At 68.9% G+C, this 11,724-nt stretch carries 12 protein-coding genes; 6 read left to right on the top strand and 6 right to left on the bottom strand.

Translation table 11 applies throughout. The annotated features are described in order from the left end of the window. The 3 genes from AC3IFE_RS04250 to AC3IFE_RS04240 form a co-directional block, all read right to left on the bottom strand. Window positions 1-1,854, bottom strand: a 1,854-nt coding sequence (locus AC3IFE_RS04250) for an NHL repeat-containing protein (RefSeq protein WP_489189701.1), incomplete at its 3' end; no start/stop codon positions are given. A gap of 100 nt (window positions 1,855-1,954) precedes the next feature. Further along, entirely contained in the window at window positions 1,955-2,284 is a 330-nt protein-coding gene (locus tag AC3IFE_RS04245) for a hypothetical protein (protein WP_489189700.1), read from the bottom strand. A 190-nt stretch (window positions 2,285-2,474) separates the two neighbouring features. Then, a complete protein-coding gene (locus AC3IFE_RS04240; RefSeq protein ID WP_489189699.1) occupies window positions 2,475-3,668 on the bottom strand; it encodes a porin in 1,194 nt (397 codons plus the stop codon). Between the two features lie 303 nt (window positions 3,669-3,971). Here AC3IFE_RS04240 and AC3IFE_RS04235 point away from each other — a divergent pair, with 303 nt between their 5' ends. The 4 genes from AC3IFE_RS04235 to AC3IFE_RS04220 all read left to right on the top strand — a co-directional run bounded on the left by AC3IFE_RS04235 (window position 3,972) and on the right by AC3IFE_RS04220 (window position 6,369). Then, window positions 3,972-4,310, top strand: coding sequence for a hypothetical protein (locus AC3IFE_RS04235; RefSeq protein ID WP_489189698.1), 339 nt, complete (start codon window positions 3,972-3,974; stop codon window positions 4,308-4,310). A gap of 12 nt (window positions 4,311-4,322) precedes the next feature. After that, window positions 4,323-4,859, top strand: a complete 537-nt coding sequence (locus AC3IFE_RS04230; RefSeq protein WP_489189697.1) for a GNAT family N-acetyltransferase — start codon at window positions 4,323-4,325, stop codon at window positions 4,857-4,859. A 105-nt stretch (window positions 4,860-4,964) separates the two neighbouring features. Beyond that, the gene (locus tag AC3IFE_RS04225) at window positions 4,965-5,699 is read left to right on the top strand and encodes a metallophosphoesterase family protein (RefSeq protein ID WP_489189696.1); all 735 of its coding nucleotides are present in this window, start codon (window positions 4,965-4,967) and stop codon (window positions 5,697-5,699) included. A gap of 58 nt (window positions 5,700-5,757) precedes the next feature. After that, complete coding sequence (locus AC3IFE_RS04220) at window positions 5,758-6,369, top strand: alpha/beta fold hydrolase (RefSeq protein ID WP_089470514.1); 612 nt, start codon at window positions 5,758-5,760, stop codon at window positions 6,367-6,369. An 81-nt stretch (window positions 6,370-6,450) separates the two neighbouring features. Here AC3IFE_RS04220 and AC3IFE_RS04215 read toward each other — a convergent pair whose 3' ends face one another. Both AC3IFE_RS04215 and AC3IFE_RS04210 read right to left on the bottom strand, forming a co-directional pair. Continuing rightward, entirely contained in the window at window positions 6,451-7,773 is a 1,323-nt protein-coding gene (locus tag AC3IFE_RS04215; RefSeq protein WP_089470515.1) for an ATP-binding protein, read from the bottom strand. Then, window positions 7,770-8,510: a response regulator gene (locus AC3IFE_RS04210; protein ID WP_050016245.1), complete on the bottom strand. Its 741-nt coding sequence runs from the start codon at window positions 8,508-8,510 to the stop codon at window positions 7,770-7,772. Before AC3IFE_RS04210 ends, AC3IFE_RS04215 begins: the two co-directional genes overlap by 4 nt. Window positions 8,511-8,737: 227 nt before the next feature. On the opposite strand from AC3IFE_RS04210, the gene AC3IFE_RS04205 reads away from it, so the two are divergent. Next, window positions 8,738-9,319 (top strand): thioredoxin family protein, encoded by a 582-nt coding sequence (locus AC3IFE_RS04205; protein ID WP_089470516.1) that lies wholly within the window; start codon window positions 8,738-8,740, stop codon window positions 9,317-9,319. Between the two features lie 51 nt (window positions 9,320-9,370). On the opposite strand, the gene AC3IFE_RS04200 is transcribed toward AC3IFE_RS04205, so the two are convergent. Continuing rightward, window positions 9,371-10,009, bottom strand: coding sequence for an FMN-binding negative transcriptional regulator (locus AC3IFE_RS04200; RefSeq protein WP_089470517.1), 639 nt, complete (start codon window positions 10,007-10,009; stop codon window positions 9,371-9,373). Between the two features lie 122 nt (window positions 10,010-10,131). Between AC3IFE_RS04200 and pdxR the strand changes: the two genes are divergently transcribed. Next, window positions 10,132-11,640 carry a MocR-like pyridoxine biosynthesis transcription factor PdxR gene (gene pdxR / locus AC3IFE_RS04195; RefSeq protein WP_489189695.1) on the top strand — a complete coding sequence of 503 codons (1,509 nt, stop codon included), beginning with the start codon at window positions 10,132-10,134 and terminating at the stop codon, window positions 11,638-11,640. The last annotated feature ends 84 nt before the right edge of the window (window positions 11,641-11,724 follow it).

Genomic DNA, 11,724 nt, shown 5'->3' with positions numbered 1-11,724 from the left:
CGAGCGCAGGTACGCCTGCACGCCGTACATCGAGTCGACGTCGTTGCCGACGTCCATCGACGACGCGTTCGAGTTCGTCAGCGTCGCGACGAGCGCACCGGTGTTCAGGTCGAAGATGTCGATGTTCGGCACTGTGTGCACATAGCCGACGAACAGGTAGTGGCCGGCCGCCGCGATCGATTTCGGGTTCGCGCTCGTCAGGTTGATCACCGGGTTCGGCGTGCTCGTGTTGCCGTTCTTCCAGCCGCGATAGACCTCGATGTGCCCGTTCATCGCGGTCCAGTCCCAGTTGCCCGCGAGGCCCTGCGCGAGGATCATCGTGTCGCTGTCGGCCTGATAGAGGATGCGCGTCACGGGCGCCACGCTGCTCGGCACGGCCGTCGTCACCGGCTTGCCCCACGACGGCTTTCCGGTCGCGTCGAAGCCCGTCATCGGGTAGCGCGTGATCACGTTGGAGCCGTTCAGTCCGGCCCACACGTCGCCGTTGCCGTCGATGTCGAAGCCGGCCGTCACCTGCAGTGTCGTGTTGAACGGCTTGCCAGGCAGCGAGCCGGCCGGAATCGCGATATAGCCGCTCGCGGCGTTGAAGTAATAGAAGTTGAAGTTGCCGGGGTTCTGCCCCGACGCGACGAGGATCCGGTTGCCGCCGACCGTCACGAGCTGGCCGAAGTGTTGGCCGCGCTGGTAGTCGTTCATGTCGAGGCGCGGGTCTTTCGGATAGGTGAACGGGTCGACCGTGTTCGCGACGAACGTGCCGCCCGCGGTGCCCGTATACACGTTGTTGCCGCTGAAGAACAACGCGCCGTCGGTCGCGGGGTCGGGCGCGGCGATGCCCTCGAAGTTCAGCGCCTGCAGCTTCCATTGCAGCGTGCCGACCGGGCTGTACGAATGCAGATCGGTGCTGCCGTTGCGGCCGAGATCCCAGCCGCCGCCCCACGCGTTGTTCAGCACGTACAGGTTGCCGCCCGCATCCTTGCCGAGCGCCGCGACGCGCGTGAAGCGCTTGTCGCCGACCTGCCCCTTGATGCCCGTCGTCGTGTCGAGATAGCCGCCCTGCACGCCGAACGTGCCGACCTGCACCGGCATTCCGGGCAGCCCGCCGTACACCTTGATGTTCATGTCGGGCCCTTCGTCGCCCACCATCAACCGGCCCATCGACGCATCGAAGTACAGCGACGCCGGCCGCGCGCCGGCCGCCATCTGGAGCGTGTTCATCGCCGCACCGCTCGCGCTGAACTGCGCGACGACGCCCGCGCTCTTGCGCGCGACCCACAGGTTGCCGGCCGCATCGAGCGCCAGCGCGCCGGGGCCCGTGACGCCGATGTCGCGCTGCCACACGCCGTCGGTCGTATAGACGCGCACGCGGTTGCCGTAGAAGTCGCTCACGTACAGCAGGTTGCCGGCCGTCGCGAGGCCCGTGATCACGTCCGCATACTGGATGCCCGTCCACGTGCTGACCGGAATGCGCAGGTCGCGCTGGTTCGTGCTGCGGTTGTAGCGGCCCACCGAGCCGCTGCCGAACGTGCGGTTGTAGCCGAGCGCGACGAACAGCGACGTCGAATTGCCGGTGATCGCGCCGCCCTGGAATTCGTCGTGGATGCCGATCGTGCCGAGCGGCTGGCCGTTCTGATAGATCGCGACCCCGCCCGCGTTCTCGTCCCAGCGCGACGCCGTGTAGATCACGCCTTCGGGCGCGACCCACATCGAGCGCGCGCCGTTGCCGACGTGCGAGGCCAGCGTGCCGTACGTGTTCGCGAGCCAGTCGGTCGAGTATTGCGCCTGCGCGTGGCTTGCCGGCGCCAGCAACGCCATGCACATTCCCAGCAACGCCGCGCGGATTTGTTTCATTGACATGAATAATGCTCCCAGACGAACAATGGTCGACACTGTAAATCGCGGCGCATGAAATATTGGTGATTCCGGCAAATGCGCATTCGTCGCTCCTCCGAATTATTCACTCCACGCCTTTTGCCGTCCGGCGCTTTTTCGTCAACGATTGAAAAATCGACGAACCCACGCCAGTACGGCCTGCCAGCCGTGCTGGTTCGGCGCATTCGCCGGCATTTTCTTCCGGTTCATCCAATGCAGATACGTCATTTTTTCTGATATGCCGTATTGCCTTTTCATCCCGGAATTCTTTTGGATTATTACAAATAGAAATTAAAATGAAAGGAGAAAATATTATTCGGCGCGCTCGGCCGTTCGCGATGTCGCGCACGAAAGGGAAAGCGGGAGGGAAAGGAGGAATGCGGCGGGAACAGCCGCGCGCCGGCTGGGCCGGCACACGGCGGCGCTCGTTCAGCGCGTCAGGGCGAACGTCGGGCCGTCCCGGCCGTCGACGTATTTCGGCAGCGCATCGACGACGTCGATCACGCGTTGCCCATGGAACGGGGGCATCGTCGGTTGCAGGCGAGCATCCCGCAACGACGCCCGCGGCAGCTGCGGGCCCCGTTGCACGCGCAACGATCGCCGCGTCAGAACTTCTGGCGCAGCCCCAGGCTCACGATCGCCTGCGAGCGCGAGTCGGACGAATGGCCGTTCGCCTTGTCGGACACCGACGCGGTCGCGGCCACCGGCCGGCCGAGCGCGCCGAGCGTCGTGCCGGACGCATGCTGATACGCGCCGAGCAGGTACACGCTGGTGCGCTTCGACAAGTCGTAGACCGCCCCGAGCGTGACGTTGTGATACTGCGCGCGGTTGTCGATGCCGTCGACGTCGCTGCCGCGCGTGTAGCTGTAGCCGGCGAACAGTTGCGTCTGCGGCTGCACGTTCCAGCGCGTGAACACGCCCGCGACGTTGAAGGTCGCATGGCCGGAGAACAGCGACTGGCCGCCGCCGCGGTACTGCACGTTGCTGTAGTTCACGCCGACGACGGCCGGGCCGAAGTCGTACGTCGCGCCGGTCGCGATCACCTGCTGCGACTGCGCGCTCGCGTAGCCTTCGTTGATCGACGAGTTGAACAGCCCGTCGTCGGTGCTCTGCCACTTGCCTGCCGTCGGGTCGGTCGCGCCCGTCTTGCTGTTGTCCGAGCGCTCGTAGCCGACGCCCACGCGCAGCGGCCCGGCTGCGTACGCGGCGCCCACGCTCCACGTGTTGCGCCGCTTCATGCTGCCCGGCTGGCCGCCGAAGCCGTACAGCGCGCCGAACGTGAAGCCCGAGTAGTTCGCGCTCGTGTACTTGATCGCGCTGTCGACGCGCGCGGTCTGGTCGAGATCGTCGATGTCGCCCGGGTGCGCGCCGAAGCCGCCGATGAACGACGACGGACCGACCGGGCTCACGAAATCGTCGAGCGACGTGTACTGACGGCCGAGCGTGATCGTGCCGTAGCGGTCGCTGCCGACGCCGACGAACGCCTGCCGGCCGAATTGGCGGCCGCCCTGGCCCGACGTGCCGTTGGTGATGTCGAAGCCGTTCTCGAGGACGAACAGCGCGCGCATTCCGCCGCCGAGATCCTCGGCACCCTTGATGCCCCAGCGGCTGCCGGAGAGGTTGCCGGTCGTGAGCCCGACGTTCGAATGCCCGGTGTACGCGCCCGCCGAGCCGACCCGTTCGTTGCTGCGATAGGTCACGCCCGCGTCGACGATGCCGTACAGCGTGACGGAGCTTTGCGCGGCGGCGACACCCGCGAGCGAGAGCAGCAGCGGCGCTGCGATCAGTTGCTTGTTCATGGTTGGTTGTCTCCGGGCGGTGAACCCGTTGTTCTGGCTATGGCGAGTAGCGCGCGCGGACGCCGACATACGCTGGCGGAGCGGGGTCGACGACGTCCGCGCGCGACGAGGCAGCGGGCATGCCCCGCTGCGGCCGGTATGGTAGTTGGAACCGGTTCCGTTCCAAAGCGGAATAATGGCAACAGTTTCTTGTCAAAATCGAGATAGTCGGCGAGCGGTCGGAAGCGCGGCTGCCGCGCCTGTACAGCGCGAGGCGACGCGGAAGATAATCGGCTGCGCGCCGTCCAGCGGGAGAGCTTCTTCGTGCACGAAACGACCCTGCTGATCTTCGCCGCCGTCGCGTTCGTCGGCATCGCGACACCCGGCCCGACCGTGCTGCTCGCGCTGACCAACGGCTCGCGCTACGGCGTGCGCCGGGCCGCCTACGGTTTCGCGGGCGCGATGCTGTCCGACTTCGTGCTGATCGGCGCGGTCACCTTCGCGCTGCTCGACGGCGTCGTGATGTTCGGCTACGCACTGCTCGGCGCACGCGCGGTGCGGCTGCTGAAGCGCTCGGGCGCGCTGTGGCTCGAACGCACGTGCGGCGCGATGCTGCTCGCGCTCGCCGGTTCGCTCGCGCTGTACCGGCGCCATGCCGCATAGGCGCCGGGCTCCATGAAAATCGCCGCGCCGCCGCGCGCCGGCTTCCCCGGCCTGTCGCTCAGGCAACTCGAACGCGCGGATCTCGACGCGTGGTACGCGTATCTGTCGAATCCCGACGTTTTCCGCCACACGAGCTGGAACCTGCGCTCGCCCGACGATCTGCTGCCAGTGTTCGACCACATCGAATCGGCCGATCCGGATTCGATCCGGCGTCTCGCGATCGTCGACACCGCATCGGGCGCACTCGTCGGGACGGTCGGGCTGCATACGGTGTCCACCGTGAACCGCTCGGCGGAGATTGCGTACGACCTCGCGCCGTCGCACTGGGGGCGCGGCATCGCGAGCGCGGTGTGCGACGCCGTCACCGCGTGGGCGTTCGCCGAAGGCGGCTTCATCCGCATGCAGGCCGTCGTGCTGACCGGCAACGCGAGCTCCGCGCGCGTGTTGCAGAAGTGCGGCTACCGCTACGAAGGGCTGCTGCGCGCCTACAAGATGGTGCGCGGCGCGCCGGGCGATTTCGCGATGTACGCACGGCTCGCGACCGACTGACGCGCCCCGCGCCTGCGCCGCCCATCCCGCACCGATGCCGTGACGCAATTGGACGGCCCGCGCCGAATTGGCGACAATCGCCGTTCCCCTCACCGCCTTGCCGCCATGAAAATCGCCGCGCTGTCCGACATCCACGGCAACCTCGCCGCGCTCGACGCGGTGCTCGACGACGTCCGCCGCCGCGGCGCCGACGTGATCGTCAATCTCGGCGACGTCCTGTCGGGCGCGCTCCATCCGGCCGAGACGGCCGATCGCCTGATCGCGCTCGATCTGCCGACCATCAAGGGCAATCACGAACGGCAACTGCTGACGCGCGAGCGCGGCGCGATGGGGCTGTCGGATCGTTGGGCGCACGACACGCTGCGCGCCGACCACCGCACGTGGCTTGCCGCGCTGCCCGAACGCCTGACGCTCGACGGCGACGTGCTGATGGTGCACGGCACGCCGGCCAGCGACCTCGTCTATTTCCTCGAAACGGTCACGCCCGACGGCTGCCGCGCGGCCACGCCCGACGAAGTCGCGCGGCGCGCGGGCGACACGGCGGCCTCGCTGATCCTGTGCGGCCACACGCACATGCCGCGCACCGCGAAGCTCGACGACGGCCGGCTGATCGTCAATCCGGGCAGCGTCGGGCTGCAGGCGTACGCGGACGATCTGCCGCATCCGCACCGGATCGAGACGGGCTCGCCGCATGCGCGCTACGCGATGGTGTCGCGCACCGCGGCCGGCTGGAACGTCGAATTCCATGCGGTCGAATACGACTGGCACACGGCCGCCGCGATCGCGGCGTCGCGCGGACGCGACGACTGGGCCGTCGCGCTGCGCACCGGCCGCTGCTGACCCGCGCGCAGCGCCCGGTCACCCCCTTCGCTTTTCAATCACAGGAACACGAAACGTCATGCCCGTCCCGTCCCAACTGCTCTTCCTGCCCGGCGCATCGGGCAGCACCGCGTTCTGGCAGCCGCTGGCCGGCATGCTCACGCATCCGGCCGAGCGGCGGATCGTCGCGTATCCGGGCTTCGGCGACACGCCGCGCGACCCGGCGGTCGACGATTTCGACAGCCTCGTGCGTCATGTGCTCGCCAGCATCGATCGGCCGACCGCCGTGATCGCGCAATCGATGGGCGGCGTGATCGCGATGCGCGCGGCGCTCGACAAGCCGGATCTCGTCACGCATCTCGTGCTGACGGTCACGTCCGGCGGACTCGACATGGCCGGGCTCGGCGCGCAGGACTGGCGCGCCGGTTTCGCCGAAGCGAACCCGCGGTTGCCCGACTGGTTCATCACGTTTCGCGCGGACCTGTCGCAAGACATCGGCCGTATCGCGCAGCCGACGCTGCTGCTGTGGGGCGACGACGATCCGCTCAGCCCGGTCGCGGCCGGCCGGCGCCTGCTCGAACGGCTGCCCGATGCGCAACTGCATGTCGTGCCGGGCGGCCGGCACGATCTCGCGGCCGTGCACGCGGAAGCGCTCGCGCCGCTCGTCGACGCACATCTGCAACGCGTGTGAAGTCGCACACATCGCACATATCCCACACATCGCACGCTTCGGCGCGCGCCTGACACCGCGGCGCTCATACGCCGCGTCGCATCACCCCGCGTGCCTCAGCGTGAGCCGCGCTTCGAGCCCACCGCCGTCCGGCCGGTTGTTCAGCGTGAGCGTGCCGCCCATCGCGAGCGCGAGTTGCCGCGCGATCGCGAGACCGAGCCCCGTGCCGCCCGTGTCGCGATTGCGCGATGTCTCCACGCGCCGGAACGGCTCGAACACCGCGTCGAGCTGATCGTCCGGAATGCCGGGCCCACGGTCGAGCACGGCGATCACCGCGCCGCCGTCCGGCGCCGCCTGCACGTCGATCTCGGCCGCGCCCGCGAACTTCAGCGCGTTGTCCACCAGGTTGCCGACGATGCGGCGCAGCGCCTTCGGCCGCGTGACGAGCGCGAGCGGCGCATGGCTGTGCAGCGCGACGTCCTGCCCCGCATCCGTGTAGTCGTACACGATGCTGTCGAGCAGCGCATCGAGATCGATGCGGCGCGCGGCTTCCTCCGTGCCGTGCAGCGTGCGCGCATACGCGACGCCCTCCTTCACCAGATGCTCCATCTCCAGCAGGTCCTGGCGCAGCTTCGCGCCCTGCGCGTCGTCGTCCATCACGTCGACGCGCAGCCGCATCCGCGTGATCGGCGTCTGCAGATCGTGCGAGATCGACGCGAGGATCTGCATGCGCTCGGCCATGTACTGCGCGATGCGGTCCTGCATCGCGTTGAATGCCCGCGCGGCGCGCGCGACTTCCGACGGCCCGCCTTCGCTCAGCCGTTCGCCCTTCAGGTCGGGGCCGAGCGCGTCCGCGGCCTGCGCGAGCTGCTTGAGCGGCCGCGTCGCGAGCCGCACCGCGAGCCAGCAGCATGCGGCCAGCACCGCGAGCTGCACCACGAGCACGGCCGGCAGCCAGCCCGACAGCGGCACCGTCGACATCGGGTGGATGTCGATCGTCAGCGGCGAACCGTCGGTCAGCCGCAGATGCACCTGCAGATGTTCGCGGTCGCCGGGGATCGAATTCGCGGTCAGCGGGTAGTCGCCGCCGATGCCGTCCGAGATCGAGCGCTCGACGCGCGCCGACAGCCGCGCTTCCGGCGGCGTGCCGGTTTGGCCCGGCCCGAGGATGAACGCATAGCTGCGCCGTGCGAGACGCGGCAGCCACGCGGCCCGCTCCGCCGGCGGCAGATGGTCGAGCAGCGCGACCGAGCTGGCCACCTCGCGCTCGATGTAGCCCATCATCAGGTTCGTGGTCGCCTGGTCGCGCTCGGTCACGGTGAGCCAGAACGACAGCGTCTGCGCGAGCGCGAGGCCCACGCACAGGATCAGCGCGAGCCGCGCGAACAGCGAACGCGGCCAGTGCCACGGCGTGCGCGCGCTCATGGCGTACCGTCGACGGCGGTGACGGTCGACGAGAACACGTAGCCCTCGTTGCGCAGCGTCTTGATGTAGCGCGGTTCGCGCGCGCCGTCGCGCAGGCGCTGGCGCAGCCGGCTCACGAGCAGGTCGATCGAGCGGTCGAACGGGTCGGACTGCCGCCCTTGCGTGAGATTCAGCAACTGGTCGCGCGTCAGCACGCGCTGCGGGTTGTCGAGGAACACGCGCAGCAGCCGGTATTCGGCGCCGCTCAGCGCGACCAGCGTGCCTTCGGCATCGAGCAGGTGGCGTCCGGTCGTGTCGAGCTGCCATTCGCCGAACGCGAGCAGCGCGGCCGTTTCCGTCACCTGCATGCCGGGCGGCAGCATGCGCGCGCGGCGCAGCACCGAGCGGATCCGCGCGAGCAGTTCGCGCACCGCGAACGGCTTGGCCAGGTAGTCGTCGGCGCCCATCTCGAGGCCGATGATGCGGTCGGTTTCCTCGCCGCGGGCGGTGAGCATCAGCACCGGCACCGTGCGGAACTTGCCGGCGCGCAGGTCGCGGCACAGCGTCAGGCCGTCCTCGCCGGGCAGCATCAGGTCGAGCACGATCAGGTCGGGCGCGCCGTCGTCCAGCACGTTGCGCATCTCCCGGCCGTTCGCGGCGAGCGACACGCGCATGCCGTTCTTCTCGAGGTAGTCCGCGATCAGTTCGCGGATCGCGCGATCGTCGTCGACGATCAGCACGTGGTCGATCTTGTCCATGAGTCGTGGTCGGTATCGGGGTTCGGGCGGGCGATGTCCGCTTTTATACCGCACGGCGGGCATGCGTTTGTATCCCAATGTATCGCGCCACCTTGGCGACACACAACATTGCACACCCGCGGCCAGCCGGACACATCGCAGATACGTCGGCGCCGCCTAATGGGGCCTGTCGAAACCCGTCGGGCCGCCGCGCTCGCGCCGCGGCCCCCAAAGATCAGGAGAACGCCATGCTGCCCCGACTCAAGACCGCCGCCCTCGTCATCGCCCTCGCCGCCACGGCCGGGCTCGCCGCGTTCGCCGGCACCCGCGACGACGCGGGCACGCAGGCGTCGCCGGCCGGCATGACGGCGCCGGGCTTCACCGGCATCGACCGCTGGCACAACAGCCCGCCGCTGACGCTCGACCAGTTGCGCGGCAAGGTCGTGCTCGTCGATTTCTGGACGTACTCGTGCATCAACTGCATTCATACGATTCCGTACGTGAACGACTGGTATCGGAAATATCGCGACCAGGGGCTCGTCGTGGTCGGCGTGCATACGCCGGAATATCCGTTCGAACGCGACGCGAAGAACGTCGCCGATGCGATCAAGCGCTTCGACATCCGCTATCCGGTCGCGCAGGACAACCGCTACGACACATGGCGCGCGTACGGCAACCAGTACTGGCCCGCGCTGTACCTGATCGATGCGAACGGCAAGATCGTCTATACGCGGTATGGCGAGGGCGGGTACGACAAGACGGAGGCGGCGATTCGGGGGGCGTTGGCGCAGGCGGCGGAAGGGACGAAGGATTCGACGCGCACGCAGTGATCTGGGCGGCGGGCGGGCGCGATACTCGCCGCGCCCGCTCGCGTCACGCGTTCATTCGCGCTTCGCGTCGGCCTCCGCCAGCATCGCTTCCCCGATCGCGAGCTTCCCGTCCGCGACCAGTGCCTCACCCGCGCCGCGGATATCGGCCTCGGCCTTGTTCTGCCCAAGCTTGCGCTTGCCGACGAGTCGCGTGATCTCGATCTGCAGCCCGACGATCGCCTGCAGCATCGTATCGATATAGTCCTTCGGCGCGTCGCCCATCTTCCACGGCACCGGCTGCGACGCCTCATGCGTGCGCGTCAGCCGCGCGACCACGCCGCGCACGAATTTCTCGTCGTCGCGCACCGTGATGCGGCCGTGCGCATGCACGACCCGGTAGTTCCACGTCGGCACCTGCCGGTGCGCGACGTGCTTGCTCGGATACCCGTTCGGCGAAATGTACGCGTCGCCGGCGCGGAAGATCACGAGCACCTCGTCGCCGTCCGCGATGTCCTGCCAGACCGGATTCGCGCGCGCGACGTGCGCGTGCAGTTCGCCGAGCCCGCCGTCGTCGGGCATCAGCTCGAACGGAAGGTGGTTCGCGTCGAGCCCGCTCTTGCCGTGCGTGATCAGGCTGCCGAACGGGTGCTGCACGATCAGTTCGCGCAGCACGTCGGGGTTGGGTTCGTTGAAATCGGCGGGGACGTACATGTCGGCTCCACGGTCGTGCGGGTGGGAAATGGGGCGGGTGCGGGCCCGTCATGCGCCGATTGTGAGCCCAAACTGGTTTATCCTGTAGAGCCGGTTTGAAACAATTTCAGCAGACCAGAATCATGGCAAGAACGGCCCGGATCGTCGAAATCCCGTCGCTCGGCGCGCTCGACCGCGCGGCCGGCGACCTGAGCCGCCAGCTCGCGCAGGCGCTGCGCGACGCGGTGCGCCGCGGCGACGTCCGGCCCGGCGACACGCTGCCTTCCACGCGGCTGCTGGCCGCATCGCTGCAGGTGGCGCGCGGCACCGTCGTCGACGCGTATGCGCAACTCATCGCCGAAGGCTTTCTCGAATCGCGCGGCGGCGCGGGCACGCGGGTGGCGAACGCACTCGCGGAACCGCCGCCCGTCGATGAACCCGCTCCCGCTGCCAGCCGTCGGCCCCCGGTACGCGACGGCCTGCCCGAGCCGGCCGCCTCCTTCGCGCGGATCGCCCTCGAATTCAGTCCGCTGCCGGCCGTGCCGTTCGCGATCTCGGTGCCGGTCGGCCTCACCGCGCCCGACGACATCTGGCGCCGGCTCGGCAATCGCCTGCGCGCCCGCGGCGCCGGCGCGCCGTCCGACTATGCCGACCCGCAAGGCGCGCTGCCGCTGCGCGAAGCGATCGCCGATTACGTGCGCCGCTCGCGCTCGGTGCGCTGCGACGCCGGCCAGGTCGTGATCACGAGCGGCACGCAGCAGGGGCTGTATCTCGCGAGCCAGGTGCTGCTCGGCGAAAACGACCGCGCGTGGGTCGAGAATCCGGCCTATCGCGGCATCACCGCGCTGCTCGAAAGCACCGGGCGGCGCGATGCGATGGTTCGCGTGCCGGTCGACGCGGACGGCCTCGACGTCGACGCCGGCATCCGGCTCGCCCCCGATGCGCGCGCCGCATTCGTCACGCCATCGCACCAGTACCCGCTCGGCATGCCGCTGAGCATGGCGCGGCGCAATGCGCTGCTGGCGTGGGCGCGCGCGCACCGCTCATGGGTCGTCGAAGACGACTACGACAGCGAGTTGCGCTACGAAGGCTATCCGTTCCCGTCGCTGCAAGGCCTCGCGCCCGACCGCGTGATCTATCTCGGCACCTTCAGCAAGATCCTGTTTCCGTCGCTGCGGCTCGGCTACGTGATCGCCCCCGACGATCTCGTGCCCGCGTTCTGCGGCGCGCGCGCGCTGATGGACCGCCATGCGCCGACCGCCGACCAGCACGTGCTCGCCGCGTTCATCGCCGAAGGGCATCTCGATCGCCACATCCGCCGCGTGCGCGGCGTCTATGCGGAACAGCGCGCGCTCTTGATCGACACGCTCGGCGCGCGGCTGCCGCGCGAGCGCGCGTGGGTGCAGCCGGGCGACCAGGGAATGCACGTCGTGCTGTGGCTCGCGCAAGGCATCGACGATCTCGACGTGGTCGCGCGCGCCGCCCGGGCCGGTGTCGCGGTGCGTGCGGTGTCGTCGATGTTCGCGCCCGACACGGCACGCGCCGGGCTCGTACTCGGCTTCGGCGGGTTCGGCCGCGCGCAGATGGAAGCGGCCGCGCAGCGGCTCGCGGACGTCGTTTCGTCGGCGGAATCGCGGCCCCGCGCGCGGTAAAAGGTTGGCGGCGGGCAACAAACGTAATCGTCTGTAAATCCTGCAAGCAAACGGCCGTTTCGGGCCCCGGCGTGCGGCTTCCGT

This window comes from Burkholderia sp. APQ4-4ca (genome assembly GCF_057837105.1).
The sequence above is the reverse complement of the archived record's forward strand: the minus strand, read 5'-3'. Positions and strand labels throughout refer to the sequence as shown.

Excerpts from the sequence above, each read along its gene's own strand:
- AC3IFE_RS04205 (WP_089470516.1), top strand. The coding sequence starts at position 8,738 with ATGCTGCCCCGACTCAAGACCGCCGCCCTCGTCATCGCCCTCGCCGCC.
- AC3IFE_RS04220 (WP_089470514.1), top strand. The coding sequence starts at position 5,758 with ATGCCCGTCCCGTCCCAACTGCTCTTCCTGCCCGGCGCATCGGGCAGC.
- AC3IFE_RS04225 (WP_489189696.1), top strand. The coding sequence starts at position 4,965 with ATGAAAATCGCCGCGCTGTCCGACATCCACGGCAACCTCGCCGCGCTC.
- AC3IFE_RS04200 (WP_089470517.1), bottom strand. The coding sequence starts at position 10,009 with ATGTACGTCCCCGCCGATTTCAACGAACCCAACCCCGACGTGCTGCGC.
- AC3IFE_RS04230 (WP_489189697.1), top strand. The coding sequence starts at position 4,323 with ATGAAAATCGCCGCGCCGCCGCGCGCCGGCTTCCCCGGCCTGTCGCTC.
- AC3IFE_RS04240 (WP_489189699.1), bottom strand. The coding sequence starts at position 3,668 with ATGAACAAGCAACTGATCGCAGCGCCGCTGCTGCTCTCGCTCGCGGGT.
- AC3IFE_RS04215 (WP_089470515.1), bottom strand. The coding sequence starts at position 7,773 with ATGAGCGCGCGCACGCCGTGGCACTGGCCGCGTTCGCTGTTCGCGCGG.
- pdxR (WP_489189695.1), top strand. The coding sequence starts at position 10,132 with ATGGCAAGAACGGCCCGGATCGTCGAAATCCCGTCGCTCGGCGCGCTC.
- AC3IFE_RS04210 (WP_050016245.1), bottom strand. The coding sequence starts at position 8,510 with ATGGACAAGATCGACCACGTGCTGATCGTCGACGACGATCGCGCGATC.